The 22,443-nt window shown below is 66.0% G+C and carries 21 protein-coding genes; 8 read left to right on the plus strand and 13 right to left on the minus strand.

The genetic code is table 11. The annotated features are described in order from the left end of the window. The first annotated feature begins 273 nt into the window (after positions 1-273). Entirely contained in the window at positions 274-3,099 is a 2,826-nt protein-coding gene (secA, locus tag OG716_RS37760; protein ID WP_405135017.1) for a preprotein translocase subunit SecA, read from the plus strand. 262 nt (positions 3,100-3,361) lie between these two features. On the opposite strand, the gene OG716_RS37765 is transcribed toward secA, so the two are convergent. Next, positions 3,362-3,586, minus strand: coding sequence for a hypothetical protein (locus OG716_RS37765; protein ID WP_405135018.1), 225 nt, complete (start codon positions 3,584-3,586; stop codon positions 3,362-3,364). A gap of 466 nt (positions 3,587-4,052) precedes the next feature. Here OG716_RS37765 and OG716_RS37770 point away from each other — a divergent pair, with 466 nt between their 5' ends. Continuing rightward, a complete protein-coding gene (locus OG716_RS37770; RefSeq protein WP_405135019.1) occupies positions 4,053-6,707 on the plus strand; it encodes an AAA family ATPase in 2,655 nt (884 codons plus the stop codon). A 379-nt stretch (positions 6,708-7,086) separates the two neighbouring features. Here the strand turns inward: OG716_RS37770 and OG716_RS37775 are convergent, their stop codons facing one another. The 4 genes from OG716_RS37775 to aroA form a co-directional block, all read right to left on the minus strand. Beyond that, positions 7,087-7,620, minus strand: a complete 534-nt coding sequence (locus OG716_RS37775; RefSeq protein ID WP_405135020.1) for a nitroreductase family deazaflavin-dependent oxidoreductase — start codon at positions 7,618-7,620, stop codon at positions 7,087-7,089. Positions 7,621-7,622: 2 nt separating this feature from the next. After that, positions 7,623-8,084 carry a YbaB/EbfC family nucleoid-associated protein gene (locus OG716_RS37780; protein WP_405135021.1) on the minus strand — a complete coding sequence of 154 codons (462 nt, stop codon included), beginning with the start codon at positions 8,082-8,084 and terminating at the stop codon, positions 7,623-7,625. 75 nt (positions 8,085-8,159) lie between these two features. After that, positions 8,160-9,209 (minus strand): ribosome small subunit-dependent GTPase A, encoded by a 1,050-nt coding sequence (gene rsgA, locus OG716_RS37785; RefSeq protein WP_405135022.1) that lies wholly within the window; start codon positions 9,207-9,209, stop codon positions 8,160-8,162. Further along, on the minus strand, positions 9,170-10,453 hold the full coding sequence (aroA, locus tag OG716_RS37790; RefSeq protein ID WP_405135023.1) for a 3-phosphoshikimate 1-carboxyvinyltransferase: 1,284 nt from the start codon (positions 10,451-10,453) through the stop codon (positions 9,170-9,172). Before aroA ends, rsgA begins: the two co-directional genes overlap by 40 nt. 162 nt (positions 10,454-10,615) lie before the next feature. Here aroA and OG716_RS37795 point away from each other — a divergent pair, with 162 nt between their 5' ends. After that, positions 10,616-10,915 (plus strand): hypothetical protein, encoded by a 300-nt coding sequence (locus OG716_RS37795; protein ID WP_405135024.1) that lies wholly within the window; start codon positions 10,616-10,618, stop codon positions 10,913-10,915. Between the two features lie 178 nt (positions 10,916-11,093). Here OG716_RS37795 and OG716_RS37800 read toward each other — a convergent pair whose 3' ends face one another. Then, positions 11,094-12,602, minus strand: a complete 1,509-nt coding sequence (locus tag OG716_RS37800) for an aldehyde dehydrogenase family protein (RefSeq protein WP_405135025.1) — start codon at positions 12,600-12,602, stop codon at positions 11,094-11,096. Positions 12,603-12,749: 147 nt separating this feature from the next. Between OG716_RS37800 and OG716_RS37805 the strand changes: the two genes are divergently transcribed. Further along, on the plus strand, positions 12,750-13,526 hold the full coding sequence (locus tag OG716_RS37805; RefSeq protein WP_405140210.1) for an SOS response-associated peptidase: 777 nt from the start codon (positions 12,750-12,752) through the stop codon (positions 13,524-13,526). 22 nt (positions 13,527-13,548) lie between these two features. On the opposite strand, the gene OG716_RS37810 is transcribed toward OG716_RS37805, so the two are convergent. From OG716_RS37810 to ybaK, 4 genes are all read right to left on the minus strand, one after another. Further along, complete coding sequence (locus OG716_RS37810; protein ID WP_405135026.1) at positions 13,549-13,869, minus strand: hypothetical protein; 321 nt, start codon at positions 13,867-13,869, stop codon at positions 13,549-13,551. Between the two features lie 160 nt (positions 13,870-14,029). Continuing rightward, positions 14,030-15,658, minus strand: a complete 1,629-nt coding sequence (locus tag OG716_RS37815; RefSeq protein WP_405140212.1) for an MDR family MFS transporter — start codon at positions 15,656-15,658, stop codon at positions 14,030-14,032. A 56-nt stretch (positions 15,659-15,714) separates the two neighbouring features. Continuing rightward, positions 15,715-16,266: a MarR family winged helix-turn-helix transcriptional regulator gene (locus OG716_RS37820; RefSeq protein WP_405135027.1), complete on the minus strand. Its 552-nt coding sequence runs from the start codon at positions 16,264-16,266 to the stop codon at positions 15,715-15,717. A gap of 109 nt (positions 16,267-16,375) precedes the next feature. Beyond that, positions 16,376-16,867, minus strand: a complete 492-nt coding sequence (ybaK, locus tag OG716_RS37825; RefSeq protein WP_405135028.1) for a Cys-tRNA(Pro) deacylase — start codon at positions 16,865-16,867, stop codon at positions 16,376-16,378. A 155-nt stretch (positions 16,868-17,022) separates the two neighbouring features. Between ybaK and OG716_RS37830 the strand changes: the two genes are divergently transcribed. Continuing rightward, the gene (locus OG716_RS37830) at positions 17,023-17,847 is read left to right on the plus strand and encodes a sigma-70 family RNA polymerase sigma factor (protein ID WP_405135029.1); all 825 of its coding nucleotides are present in this window, start codon (positions 17,023-17,025) and stop codon (positions 17,845-17,847) included. Between the two features lie 8 nt (positions 17,848-17,855). Beyond that, a complete protein-coding gene (gene rsrA, locus OG716_RS37835) occupies positions 17,856-18,125 on the plus strand; it encodes a mycothiol system anti-sigma-R factor (protein ID WP_405140214.1) in 270 nt (89 codons plus the stop codon). Positions 18,126-18,307: 182 nt separating this feature from the next. Here the strand turns inward: rsrA and OG716_RS37840 are convergent, their stop codons facing one another. Beyond that, positions 18,308-18,382: a 50S ribosomal protein bL37 gene (locus OG716_RS37840; protein ID WP_371865352.1), complete on the minus strand. Its 75-nt coding sequence runs from the start codon at positions 18,380-18,382 to the stop codon at positions 18,308-18,310. A gap of 88 nt (positions 18,383-18,470) precedes the next feature. Between OG716_RS37840 and OG716_RS37845 the strand changes: the two genes are divergently transcribed. Further along, positions 18,471-18,686: a biotin/lipoyl-binding carrier protein gene (locus tag OG716_RS37845; protein ID WP_405135030.1), complete on the plus strand. Its 216-nt coding sequence runs from the start codon at positions 18,471-18,473 to the stop codon at positions 18,684-18,686. A 177-nt stretch (positions 18,687-18,863) separates the two neighbouring features. Next, positions 18,864-20,378 (plus strand): sensor histidine kinase, encoded by a 1,515-nt coding sequence (locus OG716_RS37850; RefSeq protein ID WP_405135031.1) that lies wholly within the window; start codon positions 18,864-18,866, stop codon positions 20,376-20,378. Between the two features lie 291 nt (positions 20,379-20,669). On the opposite strand, the gene OG716_RS37855 is transcribed toward OG716_RS37850, so the two are convergent. Next, the gene (locus OG716_RS37855) at positions 20,670-20,924 is read right to left on the minus strand and encodes a WhiB family transcriptional regulator (protein WP_067659745.1); all 255 of its coding nucleotides are present in this window, start codon (positions 20,922-20,924) and stop codon (positions 20,670-20,672) included. A gap of 259 nt (positions 20,925-21,183) precedes the next feature. Then, on the minus strand, positions 21,184-22,122 hold the full coding sequence (locus OG716_RS37860; RefSeq protein WP_355118896.1) for a diacylglycerol kinase family protein: 939 nt from the start codon (positions 22,120-22,122) through the stop codon (positions 21,184-21,186). Positions 22,123-22,443 lie beyond the last annotated feature (321 nt).

Consider the following 22,443-nt stretch of genomic DNA (forward strand, 5'->3'; position numbering starts at 1 on the left):
GCCCCCGGCCGGGATGTGGGCGCAAGCCGCCACACCCCTGGCCTTCGTACATCGTACGCCAGTCCTCCGAAACAAGTTCCGCGACAAAGCAATCGGTGGTTATTTGCCTTCGCATCGCTCCGGTGGTCCCGCGGCGCCGGCAGTTTGGGACACGTCCACACGGCCCCTCCTCAGATACGCGCATTACCATGGCAGTGCGCGCGTCCTACGCGCACTGCTTTCCCGCCTAGGGGGGCGTACCGAAGACCACCGACCAGAGGACTGAAAAGACCCGTGCCTGCGCTGTCGCTTTCGAGGTTGCTACGGATTGGTGAAGGTCGCACGGTCAAGCGCCTTGCGAACCTGGCGGATGAAGTCATCGCCCTGGACGAGGAGTTCACGGCGCTGTCCGACTCCGAGTTGCAAGCCAAGACCGGTGAGTTGCGGGAGCGCTACGCCGACGGGGAATCCCTCGACGAGCTGCTCCTCGAGGCCTTCGCGACCGCCCGGGAAGCGTCCTGGCGGGTGCTCAACCAGAAGCACTACAAGGTGCAGATCATGGGTGGCGCCGCCCTGCACATCGGCAATGTGTCCGAGATGAAGACCGGTGAGGGCAAGACCCTGACCTGTGTGCTGCCCGCCTACCTCAATGCCATCGGCGGCGAGGGCGTGCACGTGGTCACGGTCAACGACTACCTCGCCAAGCGCGACTCCGAGTGGATGGGCCGGGTGCACCGCTTCCTCGGCCTCGAGGTCGACGTGATCCTCGGCGGTATGACCCCGGCCCAGCGCAAGGTGGCGTACCACGCGGATATCACCTACGGCACGAACAACGAGTTCGGCTTCGACTACCTGCGCGACAATATGACCCACTCGCTGGACGATCTGGTGCAGCGCGGGCACAGCTTCGCCATCGTCGACGAGGTCGACTCGATCCTCATCGACGAGGCCCGCACCCCGCTCATCATCTCGGGCCCGGCGGACGCTTCCTCGAAGTGGTACGCGGAGTTCGCGCGCATCTCCCCGCTGCTGAAGAAGGACCTGCACTACGAGGTCGATATCAAGAAGCGCACCATCGGCGTGCACGAGGCGGGCGTCGAATTCGTCGAGGATCAGCTCGGCATCGACAACCTGTACGAGGCCGCGAACTCGCCCCTGGTCAGTTACCTGAACAACTCCATCAAGGCCAAGGAGTTGTACAACAAGGACAAGGACTACATCGTCCGCGACGGTGAGGTCATCATCGTCGACGAGTTCACCGGCCGAATCCTGGTGGGGCGCCGCTACAACGAAGGCATGCACCAGGCCATCGAGGCCAAAGAGGGCGTGGAGATCCAGCCGGAGAACCAGACGCTGGCGACCATCACGCTGCAGAACTACTTCCGGCTCTACGACAAGTTGTCCGGTATGACCGGTACTGCCGAGACCGAGGCGGCCGAGCTGCATCAGACCTACGGCCTGGGCGTGGTGCCGATCCCGACCAACCGGGAAATGGTCCGCGTCGACCAGTCCGACCTCATCTACAAGACCGAAGAGGCCAAGTACTCCGCGGTCGCCGACGATATCTCCGAGCGGCACGAGAAGGGTCAGCCGGTGCTGATCGGCACCACCTCGGTCGAGCGCTCGGAGTACCTGTCCAAGCAGCTCACCAAGCGCGGTATCCCGCATTCGGTGCTGAACGCCAAGTTCCACGAGCAGGAAGCGCAGATCATCGCCGAGGCCGGTCGGCCCGGCGCGGTCACCGTCGCCACCAATATGGCCGGTCGTGGTACCGATATCGTGCTCGGCGGCAATGCCGACATCATCGCCGACATTCTGCTGCGCCGTCAGGGCCTGGACCCGGTCGAGACTCCCGCGGAGTACGAGGCGGCCTGGCTGCCCGCACTCGAGCGCGTCAAGGAGCAGACCGCCGAAGACGCCGAGACGGTGATCGAGGCCGGCGGCCTGTACGTGCTCGGCACCGAGCGGCACGAGTCGCGGCGTATCGACAATCAGTTGCGCGGTCGTTCCGGCCGTCAGGGCGACCCGGGCGAGTCCCGCTTCTACCTGTCGCTGGGTGATGAGCTCATGCGGCGCTTCAACGGCGCGGCCCTCGAGTCGATCATGACCCGCCTGAACCTGCCCGACGATGTGCCGATCGAGGCCAAGATGGTCTCGCGTGCGATCAAGTCCGCGCAGACCCAGGTCGAGCAGCAGAACTTCGAGATCCGCAAGAACGTCCTCAAGTACGACGAGGTCATGAACCAGCAGCGCACGGTGATCTATGCCGAGCGTGCCCGCATCCTCAACGGTGAGGATATGGAGGGTCAGGTCCAGGAGATGATCACCGATGTGATCACCGCCTATGTCAACGGCGCCACCGCCGAGGGCTATGTGGAGGACTGGGATCTCGCCAAGCTGTGGTCCGCGTTGAAGACGCTGTACCCCATCGGCATCGATTACAAGGAGCTGACCGGCGAGACCGCGGGCGGCGACGTCGGCGAGCTCTCCCGCGAGGATCTGCTCGAGGCCGTTCTGGAGGATGCGCACACCTCCTACGAGAACCGCGAGAACGAGATCGATTCGCTCGCGGGCGAAGGCAGCATGCGCAATCTGGAACGCCAGATCCTGCTGTCGGTGCTGGATCGCAAGTGGCGTGAGCACCTCTACGAGATGGATTACCTCAAGGAGGGCATCGGCCTGCGTGCCATGGCCCAGCGCGACCCGCTGGTCGAGTACCAGCGCGAGGGCTTCGACATGTTCGCCGCCATGCTGGAGGGCCTGAAGGAGGAGTCGGTCGGCTTCCTGTTCAACCTGCAGGTCGAGGTGCAGCAGCCGCAGCCGGCCGGGGTTTCGGTCGGTGCGGGCCTGCAGTCGCCCGTCGGCAATCGCCCGCTGCCCACCGAGGAGGCCGTCCCGGCCGCCAATGGTGCACCGGCGGCGTTGCGCGCCAAGGGCATCGGCGATTCGGCGCCCCGCGCGCTGAGCTACTCCGGTCCCGATGAGGACGGCCGCGCGGTCGCCCACAGCGATGAGGACGAGTACGGCAACGGCGATTCCGGCACCCGCCGCGAGCGTCGCGAGGCCGCTCGCGGCCAGTCCAAGCAGGACAAGGCGCCGAAGTCCAAGCGCCGCCGCTGATTCCGGTACCGCCGCGGTCCGGTGAGACCGCGGCTCCGGTGTCCGGCTCGATACAGCAAGAAGACGCCCCGGGTGAATATCACCCGGGGCGTCTTCGTTTCCCCAGCGCCAGCTGGAAGCCCTGCACAGTCCGAGTTGGACCGCCGTCATTCACACCCCGGCGAAATCATCGGGGCGCTTCGGTTCCCATGGCTGAAAAGATGCCAACCCCTTCCTGGTATCTTCCCGAGCTGTCCGCCCGCAGGACCGAAGCGAGTGTTGCCTACTTGGCGGCCGGCGGCGTGGTGGTGCCGCTGCCGCTGGTCAGCAGCTTCACCAGGCCGGTGACCAGGTTGGCGGAGCCGGAGGCCGAACCGGTCGGCGAGGTCGGGGTCGCCGGGTCGGTGGTGGCCGGCGGGGTGGTGGTATCGGCCATCGCGATACCGGTACCGGCGAACAGCAGACCGGTGGCGGCAACGGCGACACCCAGCACACGCATCTTGCGCATTGATTCTCCTTGTGATGAAACAAAGTCAGCGGTGAAATTCGCTGACTCGGAATACTTATCACTCGGTGTTCTGGGATGGCAAATAAATTGGTGTTTCAACCATTTGCTGGGATTTGATAATTCGAATTGAGCACAGCGGAAATTCGCCCCGCGCAATAGGTGCGCGTGGCATCGATCGAATACGTATTCGTGATGATGCCGATGGACTATCGGCGAGTGACGGGTGTTCCCCTGCTCCCGCGCGTGACTGCTGCCCCTCCTGTAGGAGCCGCCCCGACTCGGCCACTCTTATTACTGGTGGGGATGCTAGTCAGCGCGGACATCGGTGGCATCGGCCGTTGAATCGGTCACTGTATCGGTCGTGCTTTCCCAGTCGGTCTGTTATTGATGTGTGATTACCCGGTGATAGTCGGCACGTCCTGATTCGCGATTTGGTTGCGGTCTGTTAGCTGATGTAATGTGCATTGTGCGCGATATCGAGGGGCTCTACGGGCGAGAGCAGGAACAGGTCCAGTTGGGCCGAATGCTCGCTATGGCTCGCTCCGGTCGCGGTTCGGCCATTGTGTTGCACGGGGAACCGGGTGCGGGTAAATCGGCACTACTGCGGGACACGATCGCCGGGGCGGCGGATTTTCGCGTACACGGCTGTGAGGGCGACCCCGCCGAATCAGAGCTGAATTTCGCGGCGCTGCACGAACTGCTGCTGCCGCTGTCCGATCGCCTGACCGCATTGCCGGCCCCGCAGGCCGAGGCGCTGGCGCAGGCGTTCGAGAGCCGCAGCGATCCCGTCGACGGATTCCTTGTCGGCGCCGCACTGGTCACATTGTTCGCGGCGCTGGCCGGGGAACAGCCGGTCCTGCTCGTTGTCGGTGACGCGCATCTGGTGGATGCCGCGACCACCCGGGCCCTGCGGTTCGCGATGCGGCGGCTGATCACCACACCGGTGGTGCTGCTGTGCGCCCTGTCCGGCGATCCCGCGCAGTCCGGCTGGGACCGGCTGCCCACGTTGCGCGTCGGCGGACTGTCCGATGCCGCCGCCCGCCGGCTGCTCGAACAGCGCTGGGGTGTGCTCGGAGCATTGCGGACGGCGCGGGTGCTGCGGGTGGCGGGCGGCAATCCGCTGGCCCTGCGTGAATTGCCGGTCCAGGCGGAGGAATTCGCCGGTATCGCGGCCGGGCCCGTGACGCTGGGGCCGCGACTGGCCGCCGCCTATCACGATCGGATCGCCGCACTGCCCGATGCGGTGCGGACGCTGCTGCGGTTGGTGGCGGCGGAGGACCGCGGCGTGCTCCGCGTGGTGCTGGCCGCGGCGGCCACGCTCTGGCATACCGGCGGTGCGCACCTCGGCGGTGCGCAGCTGGCGAGCGCCTGGGAGCAGGTGGAATCGGTGGGACTGCTGGTGGTCGGCGACGGCCGGGTCGAAATGCGTAATCGCCTGCTGTGCATGGCCGTGTACGACGCCGCGACCCCGGCGCAGCGCCGGTCGGCGCATCTGGCTCTGGCGGCGGTGCTGACCGGACCCGAGGATATCGATCAGCGTGCCTGGCACCGGGCGGCCGCGACGGATCCGGCGGACGAACAGCTGGCGGCGATCCTGACCGAGCGCGCCGAGCACACCCGCGACGGATCGCTCGCGGCCGCCGCCATGCTGCGCCGGGCCGCCGCGATCACGCCCGATCCCCTCGATGCCGGTGCGCGCATGGCGGCCGCCGCCCGATTGGCCTGGGCGGGCGGGGATATCGAGTCGGCGCGCCGGCTGCTGGATCGGGCCGTCGAGCGGATCGGTACGGAGCGGGCCGCCATTGCCGGCGGGGGACTGGCCGGACTCCTGGAATTTGTCGCGGGCGAACCGGATCGGGCCAATGTGATGCTGCTGCACGATGCCGCGGTGGTCGATGACCGGACCGCCGCCGAGTTGCGGGCGCTGGCCGCGCAGGCGCGCTGGGCCGCCGGTCACGATGACGCCGTGCCGATGCCGATGCATTTCGATACGGCCGATTTCGGGCCCGGTCCGTCGCTGAGCATCTGTCAATTGCCGCCCGCGCCACTGGTTCTGCTCTGGGGGCTGGCGGATAGGGCGCTCGAGCCCTTCACCCGGGCGACCACGCGGCTGCGGAATGCCGGCGCCCGCGCGGCCGCGGTTTTCATGCTGCCGCAATTGGCGATCGTGCAGTTCGCGAACGGCCGCCTGCCCGCCGCGGAGGCGACGCTGGCCGATGCGTTCGAGCTGGCCCGATCTGTCGGCACCGACAATGTGCTCGCGCACTGCTGGAACCTCAATGCGAAAATCGCTGCGCTGCGCGGTGATTCCGATATTGTCGGGGACAGCATCGAGCGCGCGCTGGCGCTCGCTCGCCCGCATCGGGCGCATGCGCTCATCGCCTCGTCCTATTGGCATCTCGGCTTCGATGCCCTGAGCAACGGTGATCCGGAGACGGCCTATCTGCGGCTGCGGGCGCTGGCGCAGCCCGGGCACGATGCCCGGCATCCGACCTATGCCCGGCTCGCCGCCCCCGATATGGTCGAGGCCGCCTGCCGGATCGGCCGGGTCGGCGAAGCGGCGGAGTATTACGAGACGATCCGCGCCTGGGCCATTCGTTCCCGCGCCGACTGGGCGATGTCCGCGGCCTACACCTGCCGGGCGCTGCTGAGCGAGGACGAGCGGGCCGACCACTATTTCCGCCGTGCGCTGGCGGTGCGCCGCACGCGGCACGATCTGAACCACGCCCGCACCCGGCTGCTCTACGGCAAGTGGTTGCGCCGGGCCCGGCGGCGCGGTGATGCCGCCGAGCAATTGCGTACCGCCCTGGAGTCTTTCGAACGCATGGGCGCGGTGCCGTGGATCGTGAGCGCGCAGCAGGAGCTCGATCTCACCGGCCGTGCGCCCACGCTGACACCCGGGACGGGGCCCGGTTCGGTGCTGACGGCGCAGGAGTTGCGCGTCGCCCGCCTGGCCGCTCAGGGCCTGACCAATCGCGAGATCGGCGTCGAACTGTTCGTCAGCCCGCGCACCGTCGGGCATCACCTGTCCCGGACCTTCGGCAAGCTCGGCCTCGGCGGCAGAGCCGAACTCGCCGATATCGACTTCGACAACGGCCTGCGCATCAGCCGGCAGCACTGAGCCGTCAGTCCAGCCGCATCGATTCGCCCCAGTAGCGTGGATCCGAGTTGACGAGGATCATCCCCGCCACGGCTTCCGGCGCAGCTTCCGCACGAGTCCACCCGAATGAGCTTGTCGACATCGATGCCACCGCCGAGCACGGCGCGCGCCGAAAGCCGCACCGCGCGCAGAAACAGGGCGGCGGGCTTCCCACAGCGCACGCATCCGGGCAACTCCCGGCTGTCGTCATTGCGGCCGATCCGCACCTCGGGTGTCACCGGCGCACCCGGCCCCAAATCCTCATCGAGGAGCGGCGAGTACTCGCTCCGCTCATGGTCTTCCACTTCGGCAGGCTGAACCACGCCCGCACACCCCAGCACTCCCTACGGCCGGATGCCGCTCAGATTCTGGTCAGTTCGAACAGCCGGAACTTCCGGTCCCCGGCCAGGCGCTGCTCCATGGCGTAGCCGCGCCAGAACGTGACGGCGCGGTCCCAGGCGTTTTCCCGGTCGGCTCCGGTGAGCCACCGCACCGCCACGGTGAAACGTTCACCGTCGACGTGCAGTTCGGCGTGCTCGGCGGCCTTCAGGTTCGCCGACCACGCGGGGTGTTCCGGCCGTCCCCAATTGGATCCGATGAGCAGGAACCGTTTCCGGTCGTCCGGGTAGGGGACGTACAGCAGGGATACGGTGCGCGGCAGGCCGGTGCGGCGGCCGACCACGGTCAGCTCCAGGGAGGGCAGTCCGGCGATATCGAGAACGCCCTTGCGCCCGCGGGTGATTCGGCGGACGGTCCGGTCGAGCGCGAGGATCGCCGGTGACATGCGCATGACGATCGGGCGTGCGGCAATGGCCCGCCCGAGTGCGGGCAGCGGATTCCAGCGTGCGTGCTCGCCGCCCCGCCGGACCGGCCGTGACCTTCGACGCTGTCGCATGATCACCAGGCCCGCTGCGGGAGATCCCAGTCGTCCAGCCAGTCACTGGGTCCGACCGTGCCCGGTGGCAGCGGTTCGTCATAGGACTCGGACGCACAGGGACGTTGCGCACGTGGGGTTTTCGACTGTGCGGCGCGCATGCCCGCCGCCGCGCCCTGGTGCAGCAGCGAAGCGGCATAGGGATTGTCGGTGAAGGTGCGCCGCAGCTCGGCGGCACTTTCGCTCGCCTGAGCGCATGCGGCCCGCTGCGCCTCCACCACCAGGCGTGCGAGCTCCTGCATCGCCGTGCCCTGCAGCGCATCATCGATGGACAGCCCGGTGAGGGTGCCGTCGGCATCGACCTCGGCGCGCACCTGTCCCTGCGCCGCCGCACCCTGTCCTCTGATCCGGGTCACCTGCTGCCCGATATGCGCGGCGTGCAGCATCAGTTCTGTCAGTGCGATATCGGCATTGCTCGAGATCATGGAACTCCCTAGGGGGTGGGGAATTTCAGTGGGCTGCGAGAGATGTGGGCTGAGAGATGTGGGTTGCGGCTGAACTCAGATGGTGGTGGTCTGGCCGCCCTTGAACCACGGGTCGTTGGTATTGAGGGCATTGAGTAGCAATCGGATCGCCGCCACCCGGGCTTCCTTACCCGGCAGATTGTCAAGTGCGCATTCGGGATCCGCGGGCGGGCCGAGATGGGTGCAGCCGCGTGGGCAGTCCTCGATGGCGTCGGCCAGATCGGAGAAGGCGCCGATGACATCGTCGGGCGTGATGTGCGCCAGCCCGAAGGAGCGGACGCCGGGGGTGTCCACCACCCAGCCGCCCTCCACCAGGGGCAGGGCCACGGACTGGGTGGAGGTGTGCCGCCCCTTGCCCACCCCGGATACCACGCCGACGGCCCGATCTGCGTCGGGGACAAGGCGATTCACCAAAGTCGACTTGCCCACACCGGAGTGTCCGATGAGGGCGGTGAGGCGGCCGTTCAACAGTTCCAGCACCGGTTCGAGCGGATCGTCGACGCCGCCGTACACAATGGTGAGGTCCAAATCCTCGAAGGTGGCGGCGAATTCGGATTCCGCGGCGAGGTCATGTTTGGTCAGGCACAGAATCGGTTGCAGCCCACCGACATACGCGGCTACCATGGCGCGCTCCACGAAACCGGTGCGCGGCGGCGGATCGGCCAGGGCGACCACGATGAACAGCTGCCCGGCATTGGCGACGACGATGCGCTCGAACGGATCGGTGTCATCGGCAGTGCGGCGCAGGACCGTTCGCCGTTCCGCGACCCGCACGATGCGCGCCAGGCTGTCCGGCTTCCCGGACAGATCGCCGACCAGATCCACCTGATCGCCGACCACAATGGGGGTGCGGCCCAATTCGCGGGCGCGCATGGCGACGATCCGGTGTTCCGGATCGTCGTCGAGAACACAACCCCACCGGCCCCGGTCGACCGAGACGACCATGGCGGCTTCCGCATCCAGATGCTGCGGACGGGTTTTGGTGCGGGGACGCGAGGTCTTGCCCGGACGGATCCGGACGTCGGACTCGTCGTACTCGCGGCGCTTCAGTTCCCTGCCTCCGATTCGCTGAGCATGTCTTCCCACAGCCCAACGAAATTCGGGAGCGTCTTGGCGGTGGTGCCGATGTCCTCGATCTCCACGCCGGGCACCACGAGACCGATAATCGCTCCGGCGGTGGCCATTCGGTGATCGGCGTAGGAGTGCCACTGCCCGCCCGACAGCGGCGCCGGCGTGATGATCAGGCCGTCCTCGGTCTCGGTGACATTGCCGCCGAGCCGGTTGATCTCGGCGGCCAGCGCGGCGAGCCGATCGGTTTCGTGCCCGCGCAGGTGTGCGATACCGCGCAGCCGGGACGGCGAATCCGCAAGGGCCGCAAGGGCCGCGACGGTCGGGGTCAGTTCACCCACATCGTGCAGGTCGATATCGATGCCGGCCAGGCGCTGCGGTCCGTGCACGGTGAGCACATTCTCGAAGCTGCGGCATTCCGCGCCCATGCGCACCAGGATCTCGCGGATCACATCGCCCGGCTGCGTGGTGTAGCGCGGCCAGTGCGGAATGGTCACGGTGCCGCCGGTGACGGCCGCCGCCGCCAGGAACGGTGTGGCATTGGACAGATCCGGCTCCACCTCCCAGTCCACGGCGCGGATCGGCCCGGGCGATACCGTCCAGGTCTGCGCCTTGCGCGGATCGGCGGGGGCCTCCACCTGCACATCGGCCTGGCGCAGCATCTGCACGGTCATCTCGATGTGCGGCATCGAAGGCAGCCGCGCCCCATCGTGATTCACGGTGATGCCCTGTTCGAACCGCGCCGCCGACAGCAGCAGCCCGGACACGAACTGTGACGATCCGGAGGCGTCGATGGTGACCGGCCCGCCGCGCAGTTTGCCAGTCCCGTGCACCACGAAAGGCAGTGCGTCACCGTCGATATCGACGCCGAGGCCGCGCAGTGCGTCCAGAATGGTGTTCAGCGGCCGCACCCGCGCCTGTTCGTCGCCGTCGAAGGCGACGTCACCGGTGGCCAGGGCGGCAACCGACGGCAGGAAGCGCATGATGGTGCCCGCGAGCCCGCAGTCCACCATGGCGCTGGTGAACTCCTCGGGCGGGGTGACGGTGAGAGTGTCGGCATCACCCTCGATGCCTACGCCCATGGCCCGCAGCGCGTCGATCATGAGGTTGGTGTCGCGGCTGCGCAGCGCACCGGTGAGGGTGGATGGCCGATCCGCCAGTGCGGCGAGGATCAGCGCCCGGTTGGTAATGGATTTGGACCCGGGCAGGGTCACGGTCGCGTGCACGGGAGTTCGGACATGGGGCGCGGGCCAGAAAGTCACAGGTCCATCTTCCCAAACGATCGACGTCCTGCGGGGCTCCCCGCCCCTTTCGTCCGGTGCGGGCCCGGGATTTCCGCGATTTTCCCGTCGTACCGGTGGTTCCGGACCCTGGATTGCCCGTCAGACTAGCCATATACGTATATGAGTACGTATACTGGTGGGGTGATCGATCCCATCAGCCTCACGCTCGGCGCCGCACTGGTCGGCGGCGGCTGGGTGCTCGGCCGGTTCGGTTCCCGCTCCGGCAAGCAGCCCAAACAACTCGCAGCGGCCACCGCCCTCTGCGGCTGCGGCCACGACCTCGCCGTGCACGATCGCGAGAGCAACCGCTGCCACGGCGAAACCTTCCGCAAGAACGGCCACGGCCTCAAGGAGTGGGCGAACTGCAACTGCCGCCGCTACACCGGCCCCACCCCTCTCGAAGAATTCTTCGTCCCCCCGGCCCTGCCGCCGACTCCTTGAAACGCCGAATGCCGGTTCCCCACAAGGGAAACCAGCATTGGGAAGCCGTTTCGAGCGCGAAGCCGTACTGCGATTCAGGGTTTCAGGGGCGAGGGCACCGAGTGTCGCCGCGCTGCGGTTCGGGGTTTTCAGGGGCGGAGCCCCTGAAACACCTTCCGCCCTCCGGAGTGGGAACTCTCTACTTATTGCGCCCGTGCAGGAACGGCACGATCTTGCGCAGCAGCTTCATGGTGCTGTCGGTCCGCGAGTACGACAGCAATGCCATACCCGGAATCGTGAAGCGCTGCACCGCGATCGAATGCGGCCGCGAGAATTCCAGCAGCCCCGGCGCACCGTGGATGCGCCCGATGCCGGAATCGCCGACGCCGCCGAACGGCAGTCCGGAGATGGCGGCGTAGCTGAGCACCGAATTCACCGAGGTGCAGCCGACATTCAGGCGGCGCGCGATCTCCAGCCCGTGCTTGGCCGAGTACACCGCCGACCCCAGTCCGTACTTGCTCTTATTGGTCAGCTCCACCGCTTCGTCGATGCCGTTGACGGTGCGAATGGTGACCGTCGGCCCGAAGGTCTCCTCGCACACCGCATCCGAGGATTCGTCGGTGTCGACCAGGATGACCGGCTCGATGAACGGACCCTTGATGGATTCGGGCCCGCCGAGCACGGCCTTGCCGCCGTTCTTCAGCGCATCCTCGATATGCCGCCGCACGATATCGATCTGGCTGGGCATGGTCATCGGCCCGTAGGAGGCCTTGTCGCCCGAGCCCGGCTTGATATCGGTGAGGATCCGCTTGACCTCGGCGATGAACGGTTCGGCGATCGACTTGTCGACGTACACCCGCTCCACTCCGGCGCAGGTCTGGCCGGAATTGGAGGTGGCGCCCCACGCGACCGCGTCGGCCGCGGCCTTGATATCGGCATCGGCGGCCACGATCACCGCATCCTTGCCGCCGCACTCCAGCAGTACCGGGGTGAGCGAATCGGCCGCGGAGGCCATGATCTTCTTACCGGTCGCGGTGGACCCGGTGAAGGCCAGCTTGTTCACGCCCGCGCGCACCAGCGCCGCACCGGTGGCGCCGAAGCCGTTGATGGCGACGAAGACCCCGTCCGGCAGGTCCGGATTCGCCTCGGCGAAGGCGGCGGCGACGAAATTGCCGATGCCCGTGGAGAATTCGCTCGGCTTGAACACGACCGTATTACCGGCGGCCAGCGCATAGGCAATGGACCCGTTGGGGGTATAGATCGGGTAGTTCCACGGGCCGATGATGCCGACCACGCCCAGCGGGCGCTGCTCCACATGCGCGGAGAAGTTCGACATGAGCGCGCCCGGTGCGACCTTCTTGGGCTTGAGCACCTTCTCGGCATTGGAGGCCGCCCACTTGATGTGCTCGAGCACCAGCATGAGCTCGAGGTAGGCGTCGTCGAGCGGCTTGCCGTTCTCGGCGTGGATGAGCGCGCAGAGTTCGTCGGATTTGGCGACCAGCGTGCTGTTCCAGCGCAGCAGATGCCGCTTGCGCTCGGCGTAGCTCAGCGCACCCCAGGTGGCGGCGGCGGTACGGGCCTTGGCGACGGCGGCGTGCACCGCGGCCTCGTCATCGATCTTGTAAGTGGCGAGGACCTCGCCGGTGGCGGGGTTGACGGAGGTCAGCACGGCGTCCTGATCGATCGGGGCGGTGTCGGTAACAGACATGATTGGCAGCGATCCCTTTACGAGAGTGTGATGCGACGAACGTCTCATACGTTCCAAGTGAAGTCAATTGCCCTCACTTTACTCGCGACTGTTTCAAAGGTGTGGGAAGACTCGAATCCGTCGGTGTCCGGTGGCAGCATGGTCCACATGTGCGGTAGGTACGCGACAACGACGAATCCCGCCACGCTGGCCGTCGAACTCGACGCTCTCGACGAGACGAGTGCCGGCACCGGCAAGGGCTTCGACCCCAACTACAACGTGGCGCCCACGAATCAGGTGCTCACGGTGGTGGAGCGGCACGGCCGCGACCACCCGCAGGACCCGGCGACCCTGCGTATCCGGGCCATGCGCTGGGGTCTGATCCCGCCCTGGAGCAAGGCCGCCGAACCCGGCATCCCGGCCAAGGGCAAACCGCTGTTCAATGCCCGCGCCGACAAGGCCGCCACCACCGCGTCCTTCCGCGATGCGGTGAAGAAGCGCCGCTGCCTGGTCCCGATGGACGGCTGGTACGAGTGGGTGACCGAACCGGGCGGCTCCGGCAAGGCCGTCAAACAGCCGTTCTTCATGTCCAGGGCTGACGGTGAGCGCCTGTACATGGCCGGCCTCTGGTCGGTCTGGCGCGACCGCAGCCTGGGCGACGAGGCGAAACCGCTGCTGTCCTGCACCATTCTGACCACCGATGCGGTCGGTGATCTGACGAAGGTGCACGACCGCATGCCGCTACCCATGCCCCGCGCGCACTGGGACGCCTGGCTCGACCCGGACCATCCGGCCCCGGAGGAACTGCTGGAAACCCCGCGCCCCGAGGATGTTTCGGACATCCTGATCCGCCCGGTGCCCCTACTGGTCAACAGCGTCCGCAACAACGGCCCGGAGCTTTTGGACACCGTGGACGAACAAGCCGGTCAGATCAGCCTGATCTGACCGGCTCACACGAATCACTCTGTCAGAGATCGCATTTCACCGACGGCAGGGCGATATTCAGCCCGCACTTGAACGCGCCGGTGGCCAGATCGATGATCTTCGTCGTCATGGTGCCGCCGAGTTTGCCGGCCTTCTCGGGCTTCTCGTCCTTCTGCGGCGCCTGCTGCCCAGGCGCCCCGGGCGCCGCCGGATCGGGCCCGAGCGGGTAGTTCGGATTCTGCGGCGCGACGACGATGGGGGCGGCCGTCGCGGTGGCCGCGGTCAGCGGGCCGGATGCCAGCGCTACGAGCAGTACGCCGGAAACGGCTACGACGCTGGTTCGAATTCGCTGATGGGGAGACATAAAACGCATCACATCCTCGGGTCGGGCGAACCTGGCGAGAGGGGGAAACGTACAAACAAGACAAAACCTACTGGAACAAGTAACGCACAGAATGGGCCGCGATCCGGGGATCGCGGCCCACCCTGTGCGTGTCAAGAGCACTGGTCAGATGCCCATATTGCTAGCCGATCGCTGCTGCGGCGGCCTCTTCGATGTTCTCCTGCCGGGCCTGGATACCGCCGGAGGTGCGCAGCGGCACTTCCTTCCAGAACATCACCAGGATCAGCGCGATGAGTGCGACTGCGGCCGCCACCAGGAACACGGTGTCCATGGCATTGGCGAAGCCGACCTTGAGCGGATGCGCCAGCGTCGGATTCACCTTCTGGATGATCGAGCTGTCGTCGAGCACCTTCGCCGCGGCGGCCGAATCGTGATGGGCCAGACCGTTGGCCAGCGCCTGATCGGCCGGATTGCTGCTCTGCATGCCCTCCACGATCGCCTGCTGGTACGACGATGTGGTTGCGGCGGACTGCAATTCGGTGCTGATGTTCGGCCCGATCTGCGAGAACATGATCGACAGGAACACCGCCACACCCAGAGTGCCGCCGATCTGCCGGAAGAAGGTCGCGGCCGCGGTGGACACGCCCATATCCTGCGGCGGCAGCGCGTTCTGAATCGCCAGCGTCAGCGGCTGCATCAGATTGCCCAGGCCCAGGCCGACGATCAGCATGAACAGCATGGCCACGTACAGCGGGGTGTCCGCGCCGATGAAGTGCAGCATGAACAGGCCGAGTACCAGCAGACCCGCGCCCAGCGGCGGGAAGATCTTGTACCGCCCGGTGCGAGAGATGGTCTGACCGGCGAAGATCGAGGCCGCCATCATGCCGACCACCAGCGGCAGCATCTGCATACCGGCGAGCGTCGGACTGGAGCCGCGCACCACCTGCAGGTACTGCGGCAGCATGGTCATACCGCCGAACATGGCCGAGCCCACCACGATCGAGATGGCCACGCCGAGTGCGAAGGTCGAGTTCCTGAACATGCGCAGCGGAATCAGTGCGGCATCACCGAGTTTGGCCTGCACCGCGATGAATCCGATCAGGCCCAGGGCGCCGATCACGTAGCAGATGATGGAGTTCGTGCTGCTCCAGCCCCAGATGCGGCCCTGTTCCGCGACCACCAGCAGCGGCACCAGTCCGATGGCCATGGTGAGCACGCCGAACCAGTCGACGGTGGCCTTGGAGCGCTGCACCTTGGGCAGCTTCAGCACGCGGGACACGACGGCCAGCGCGATGATGCCCAGCGGCACGTTCACCAGGAACACCCAGCGCCAGCCGGTGATCCCCAGGATCTCGTTCTGACCGGAGATGATGCCGCCCAGAACCGGGCCGGCCACGCTGGAGGTACCGAACACGGCCAGGAAGTAACCCTGGTAGCGAGCGCGCTCACGCGGCCCGACCATATCGCCGAGGATGGTCAGCGCCAGCGACATCAGACCGCCCGCGCCCAGACCCTGGAAGGCCCGGAAGGCCGCCAGCTCGTACATCGACGAGGCGAAGGCGCACAGCAGCGAACCGGCCACGAAGATCGAGATGGCCGCCAGATAGAACGGCTTGCGGCCGTACATATCCGAGAGCTTGCCGTACAGGGGAGTGGAGAGGGTCGCGGTGATCAGGTACGCGGTCGTGACCCACGCCTGCATCGAATAACCCTGCAGGTCATCGGCAATGGTGCGGATCGAGGTCGACACGATCGTCTGGTCGAGCGCGCCGAGCAGCATGCCGAGGAGCAGGCCGCTGAGCACGACCATGATTTGTTTGTGTGTGAAACCGGCGGTGGACTGCGGTTCCACTTCTGCTGTAGTGGTCACGAATTACTCTCTGGGGACTCGATTTTCGGAAGAATCTTGGATGCGCCCTTGGGGTAGAGGGCAGCCATCTTGAGACTGCGGGCGTGCTCGTAGCCGTCGACGAACCTGCTCAGCAGGGTGACGAACGATTCCTGCTCGTCAGGGGTCCAGTCGGCCATGATCTCGTGCAGCGTCTCGTTGCGCCGCAGGCGGATCTCGGCGGCTACGTCGTGCCCCGCGGCGGTGACGGCCAGCATGCTGACCCGGCCGTCGGCGGGATCGGCGCGGCGTTCGATGAAACCGCGTTTCACCAGATTCGCGGCCTGCCGGCTGATGGTCGAGGCATCCGAGAAGAGCGCCTCGGCGAGGGCTCCGGAACGCATCGGCCCGTTGTGGATCAGCTTGAACAGGATGGCGAACGCGGCGGGTTCGACCTCGCCGTTGGTGGCGGCGGCGATCTGCGCATTGGCGCGATCCCGCAGTCTGTGCAAACGAATGATCTGGGTGGCGACGGTGTCGGCCAGGTCGTCGGTGACGGGGCAACTTGGTTGCGCCTGGTCATCGGTCACGGGTCCACCTCCTTGCATTCAACAACTGCTTGTAGCAATCAACTAGTTGTACTCAGCAAGTATGTGGAGATGGTTGTTCCTTGGCAAGTTATTTTTTCCGGGTGGTGTCTCAGCTCACTGCGATAGCGGCGGTGACGGCGCTGGTCAGCCGTACCAGCTCGGCCGGCGCGAGCTCGATCTCCAGCCCGCGCTTACCCGCGCTGCACAGCACCCGATCGAACTCCAGTGCGGATTCGTCGAGGACGGTCGGCAGCCGCTTCTTCTGCCCGAGCGGTGAAATCCCGCCCAGCACATAGCCGGTCGTGCGTTCCGCCTTCGCCTTGTCGGCCATCACGGCCTTGCCCTCACCGAGCGCCGCGGCCGCCGCCTTGAGCGAAAGCTTGGCCGGAACCGGCAGCACCGCCACCGCGAGCCCGCCCGAACCGAGCTCGATCACCAGCGTCTTGAAGATCTGCTCCGCACTCACCCCGAGCTCCGCCGCGAGCGCCTCGACGGCCTCCGCGCCGTAGGAGTCACTGCGCGGATCGTGCGGATAGGCGTGCACCCGGTGCTCCACCTTCGCCTGCACCAGTGCCTTGATCGCCGGGGTCGAAGCTGCCATGCGCCCACCCTAAACAGCGCCGCACCTGTCAAGACACCGGTTTTCGCCCGCCCTGGGAACACGGCGACCATTCGGCCTGTTGCACGCCATACGCGTTACGCGAAAGCCGAACAGCCTGCGGTTGCGCGTTGTATCCCATCACGAAGGAGGAGTCGGTGACCGTTCTGGTCGAGGAACGACCGGTGCGCCTGGTGCCGCACCCTGCCGGTTTCCCGGCGCTCACCCCGCTCGCGGTAGATTCAATTGCTACGGCGATCGAAGGGAACAACGTGACGAGCGACGACGACATGGTCGTTCGCCTGCCCGATGACGACTCGGATACTGCCGAGACCATCCAGGCCGGCGACAACGGCACGGACGGCGGCACGGAACGTGCGCGCAGCACGGAGACCCCCCAGGAACTGACCCGCCGATTCGAGCGCGACGCACTGCCGCTGCTCGATCAGCTCTACGGCGCGGCCCTGCGCATGACCCGCAACCCGGCCGATGCCGAGGATCTGGTCCAGGAGACCTTCGCCAAGGCGTACCAGGGCTTCCGCTCCTTCCGCGAGGGCACCAATCTGCGGGCCTGGCTGTACCGCATCCTCACCAATACCTACATCAACTCGTATCGGAAGAAGCAGCGCCAGCCCGCGCAGTATCCGACCGACGAGATCAGCGACTGGCAGCTGGCCGCCACCGCAGAGCACACCTCACAGGGTTTGCGCTCGGCCGAGATGGAGGCGCTCGAGGCCCTGCCCGACGACGACATCAAGCGGGCTCTACAGGAGCTACCGGAGGAATTCCGGATGGCGGTGTATTACGCCGACGTGGAGGGCTTCCCCTACAAGGAAATCGCCGAGATCATGGGAACCCCCATCGGAACCGTCATGTCCCGCCTGCACCGCGGCCGTAAGCAGCTCAAGGGCCTACTCGCCGACGTGGCCCGGGAACGCGGATTCAACCGGGGCAGCGATACGCGTCAGGAGGTCACCCAGTGAGCGACGAGATGGACATGGACTGCACGGCGGTGCTCGCCGACGTGTGGCTGCTCCTGGACAACGAATGCGACGAGACCATCAAGGCCCGTCTCCAAGAGCACATCAACCGCTGCTCGCCCTGCATCGAGGCCTACGGCCTCGAGGAGAAGCTCAAATCCCTGCTCAACCGCAAATGCGGCGGCGAGCGCGCCCCCGACTCCCTGCGCGCCCGGCTGACGATGGAAATCCGGACCACCTTCACGCTCCCCCGCCCGCCCGATACTTCAGCGCCCGACTGAGTGCCGTCGCCGGTCACGCACGCGTGCCGGCGATCAGGCGCCACCCCGATTTCGGGGGTACCCGGGGAGTTACCCGGACCTCACGAAATCAGTCGTCACGTTCCGTAGAAATAGCTTGAGCGGCACACTTCCCTACTGGGAAGTGGTGCCGCTCAGTGCTTTTGGAGCTAGTGCTCTTCAACTCAGGCGTTCGGACGCTTGCCGTGGTTGGCTGCGTTCTTCTTCCGGCTGCGCTTCTTACGGCCACGCTTACCCATGGGTAGTCTCCCTTCTGTTCATGGCATTCTTTCATGTGTGGTTGTCTGTACCTTCATCGGATACGGGTCAACGGAAACAAGGAGCCTCATGGCCGAGGAAGTGCTCGCGGAGATGGTGTCCACCGTCTACCAGATCGTCGCGAATGTGGGCGATCAGGTGAAGGAGGGCGACACCCTGGTGATCCTCGAGTCGATGAAGATGGAGATCCCGGTCGTGGCCGAGGCGGAGGGCACCGTCGCCTCCATCAACGTCAAGCCCGGCGATGTCATCCAGAAGGACGACCTGATCGCCGTCATCAGCTGACTGTATTTTCTGCCTCCGCTTCGCTGCGGCGGGTTCGTGGCCCTGGGAGTCTCGTTCTTCCCTCCCTCCGCTCCTCCGCTTCGCTCCCCCGCTCCACTCGGTCCAGAACGAGACGGGCCACGAACATGGGGGCGTGGGAAGATACCCAGTGTTGTGGGTATCGAGGAGCGAGGGTGAATGTCGACACTGAGCGATCTACTGGCTGAGCACACCGACCTACCGGGTGCCGCCGTCGATCATCTTCAACGCGTGGTGGGGGATTGGCAATTGCTTGCCGACCTGTCCTTCGCGGATTTGCTGCTCTGGGTGGGGACCGGCCCGATAGCCGACGGCGCCGAAGTGGTGTGCGTCGCACAGGCTCGCCCCACCACCGCGCCCACCGTGCACCCGGAGGATCTGGTCGGGTCGCTGGCGACCAAGGAGATGCACCCGCAGATCTTCGAGGCCCTGCAAACGAATGACATCGTGCGGGTGGACACCGATTCGGAGGTCTCCGGCGTCTATCACCCGCAGCCGGTGCACGCGATTCGCGAGGCGATTCCGGTGCGGGTCGGTGACGATGTGATCGCCATTCTCGGTCGCGATACCGATGTGCAGCGCCGAAAGATGCGCTCCAGCTTGGAGATCGCGTACATGGCGGCCTCCGACGATCTGTGCCAGATGGTCAATGACGGCACCTGGCCGACGCTGGAGGATCGCACCGGTTCGCACTCCAGCCCAAGGGCCGGTGACGGTTTCATCCGCCTGGACACCGACGGCATCGTGGTCTACGCCAGCCCGAACGCGCTTTCGGCCTACCACCGCATGGGATTACAGAACGATCTGGTCGGACAGGATCTGGCGCTCACCACCCGATCGCTGATCACCGATCCGTTCGACGCGCAGGAGGTGGTCGGCGATATCCAGGCCGCCCTGGCTGGAAAGGCCGGGCGCCGAATGGAAGTCGAGGCGCGCGGGGCGACGGTCCTGCTGCGCACCCTGGTGCTGCGCCCGAACGGCAACCTCGGCGGGGCGGCGGTGCTGGTCCGCGATGTGACCGAGGTGAAGCGCCGCGATCGCGCACTGCTGTCCAAGGATGCGACGATTCGTGAGATCCACCACCGGGTGAAGAACAACCTGCAGACGGTCGCCGCGCTGCTGCGGTTACAGGCCCGCCGCACCGAGAACGAAGAGGCCAGACTGGCGCTCACCGAATCGGTCCGCCGCGTGACTTCCATTGCGTCGGTTCACGAAATGCTGTCCATGTCGGTCGACGAGGAGGTCGATCTCGACGAGGTGGTCGACCGCCTGCTGCCGATAATGGCCGATGTGGCCACGGTGCACACCGCGCGCATCAAGGTCCGCCGCGCCGGCTCGCTGGGGGTCTTCTCCGCCGAACGCGCCACCCCCCTGGTCATGGTGCTCACCGAATTGGTGCAGAACGCCATCGAGCACGCCTTCGACGCGGGTGAGAACGGTACCGTCACCATCCGTTCCGAGCGCTCCGCGCGCTGGCTGGACGTGATCATCAGCGATGACGGCCGCGGCCTGCCCGACGGTTTCAGTCTGGAAGCCTCGGACCGCCTGGGCCTGCAAATTGTCCGCACCTTGGTCACCGCCGAACTCGGCGGCTCCATCGGCCTGCACCCCGGCGCCGACATCGGCACCGACGCGGTCCTGCGCGTCCCACTCGGCCGCCGCTCCGCCCGCTGAAGATATGTCCTGAATAAAGCCCTAAACCTATTCACCGGGATTGTTCTTGTCACAACACGCAACAACTGATCTCGTGAGTTCCCGGTAACTCCCGGGGTACCCCCAAAATTGGCTATGTACCCAACCGCACTACGCGTACATAACAGATAACGGCTCTCAGCCGTGCGCTAAAGGTTCGGGGAGGCGGTACCGGAGGCGGTACAGACACAGAAGCCCGGCACCATGCGGTGCCGGGCTGAATTGCGCTATGGCCGTAAGGCTGATCGGCCGTAGCGCCAGTCGTCCAGCTGATTAGACGACGGTGCGGGTACGCGTTCGAGCGTTGCGACGCTTCAGTGCACGACGTTCGTCTTCGCTCATCCCACCCCACACGCCAGCGTCCTGTCCGGACTTCAGGGCCCAGGACAGGCAATCGGCGGTGACGGGGCAGCGAGCGCAGACCAGCTTGGCATCAGCAATCTGCGCGAGCGCAGGACCACTGTTACCCACCGGGAAAAACAGCTCAGGGTCCTCGTCGCGACAGATGGCATTGTGGCGCCAGTCCATTCCTCTGCTCCTTTGCTAGGGCGTGCCGCATGGCTCTGCCCCTCGGGTTTGTGGTCCGTTCACTTGTGCGTCTCGAATGTTTCCGCACGGTTGCTTGTGAATGCTTTCACGAACACCGTAGATGTCAATAGATACCTAGTGCACCGTGGGGAAGCTCACGCTGTAAGGCCCCTGCAAGGCGGGCCTGCCGAACCATTTGTACTCGGTCGTGCGGGTTTTCGCAGCGCAACCGCAAGGTTTCTCAGGTGTGTCGAGCCGTCTAGGGCTTCGGCGCGACCACATCGAGGATATCCGTTGCGGCTGTGAAATTCACCATGTTGCGCCGACCAATGAAGTCGCCATCGATTTGCAGCCCGAGGGGTTCGGTGGCCACGACGCGTACCGAGGGCACGTCGTCTTCGCGAAATAATTTGTGGCCCTTGGGGTTTCCATCCGTTGCCAGCAACTGGCGGGCAATCAGCAGGGTGGGCACGATCCCCATGGTGCGCATGGCAAACACCCCGAGACCGGATTCGAAGGTGGTCGCCGGGTTGGTCCGGACCGGAGTGTTGTCCAGATACGTCCACGGGCTGGTGTTGGTCACGAATGCGTAGTGCACATCCGTGACCGGTTCGTGACCCGGAATCTCCAAGCGCACCTGGGGAAGACTGCGCGCGGCCTTGAAGAACTGCCGGACCGTGGTGCGCAGATAACGTGCGGGTGTAGCAGCTTTCCCGTTGGCGCGCTTGGCATCGATGGCCTCGCACACATCGGCGTCCAGGCCCACACCGGCGCTGAAGGTGAACCAGCGGTCGTCGGCGAGGCCGAGGCCGATGCGCCGATCCGTCTCTGCCGCCAGCAGATCGATGAGCTGATTGGTGGCGGTCACCGGATCCTGTTCGATGCCGAGCGAGCGGGCGAACACATTCGCCGAACCACCCGGAATGATGCCCAGTCGCGGGAGCCATTCGCGCTGCGGCGCATCGGGCAGCGGCAGGAAGCCGTTGATGGTCTCGTTCACCGTGCCGTCGCCGCCGTGCACCACGATCAGGTCCATCCGAGTGTCCGCGGCCCAGCTCGCGAGTTCGGCGGCGTGCCCACGCCGTTCGGTGTGCACAACGGTCAGCTGCGTGCGGCTTTCCAGTGCGTGAGCGAGCAGATCGCGAGTCGCCGGAGTGGTCGAGGTGGCATTGGGATTCACGATCAGCAGCGTTCGCACGGTGTCTATCTTGCACTGTGTTTAATTGCCTCCGCTTCGCTGCGGCGGGTTCGTGGCCCTGGGAGTCTCGTTCTTCCCTCCCTCCGCTCCTCCGCTTCGCTCCCCCGCTCCACTCAGTCCAGAACGAGACGGGCCACGAACCATGAGGCGGGCCACGAACCATGAGGCGGGCCACGAACCATGAGGCGGGCCACGAACCATGAGGCGGGCCACGAACCATGAGGCGGGCCACGAACCATGAGGCGGGCCACGAACCATGAGGCGGGCCGCGAACCATGAGGCGGGCCGCGAACCATGAGGCGGGCCGCGAACCATGAGGCG

It is taken from the genome of Nocardia sp. NBC_01388, from assembly GCF_045040085.1.
Lineage (GTDB): Bacteria > Actinomycetota > Actinomycetes > Mycobacteriales > Mycobacteriaceae > Nocardia.

Excerpts from the sequence above, each read along its gene's own strand:
- OG716_RS37765 (WP_405135018.1), bottom strand. The coding sequence starts at position 3,586 with ATGCGCAAGATGCGTGTGCTGGGTGTCGCCGTTGCCGCCACCGGTCTG.
- OG716_RS37775 (WP_405135020.1), bottom strand. The coding sequence starts at position 7,620 with ATGCGACAGCGTCGAAGGTCACGGCCGGTCCGGCGGGGCGGCGAGCAC.
- OG716_RS37780 (WP_405135021.1), bottom strand. The coding sequence starts at position 8,084 with ATGATCTCGAGCAATGCCGATATCGCACTGACAGAACTGATGCTGCAC.
- OG716_RS37800 (WP_405135025.1), bottom strand. The coding sequence starts at position 12,602 with ATGTCTGTTACCGACACCGCCCCGATCGATCAGGACGCCGTGCTGACC.
- OG716_RS37805 (WP_405140210.1), top strand. The coding sequence starts at position 12,750 with ATGTGCGGTAGGTACGCGACAACGACGAATCCCGCCACGCTGGCCGTC.
- OG716_RS37810 (WP_405135026.1), bottom strand. The coding sequence starts at position 13,869 with ATGTCTCCCCATCAGCGAATTCGAACCAGCGTCGTAGCCGTTTCCGGC.
- OG716_RS37815 (WP_405140212.1), bottom strand. The coding sequence starts at position 15,658 with ATGGTCGTGCTCAGCGGCCTGCTCCTCGGCATGCTGCTCGGCGCGCTC.
- ybaK (WP_405135028.1), bottom strand. The coding sequence starts at position 16,867 with ATGGCAGCTTCGACCCCGGCGATCAAGGCACTGGTGCAGGCGAAGGTG.
- rsrA (WP_405140214.1), top strand. The coding sequence starts at position 17,856 with ATGGACATGGACTGCACGGCGGTGCTCGCCGACGTGTGGCTGCTCCTG.
- OG716_RS37845 (WP_405135030.1), top strand. The coding sequence starts at position 18,471 with ATGGCCGAGGAAGTGCTCGCGGAGATGGTGTCCACCGTCTACCAGATC.
- OG716_RS37850 (WP_405135031.1), top strand. The coding sequence starts at position 18,864 with ATGTCGACACTGAGCGATCTACTGGCTGAGCACACCGACCTACCGGGT.
- OG716_RS37855 (WP_067659745.1), bottom strand. The coding sequence starts at position 20,924 with ATGGACTGGCGCCACAATGCCATCTGTCGCGACGAGGACCCTGAGCTG.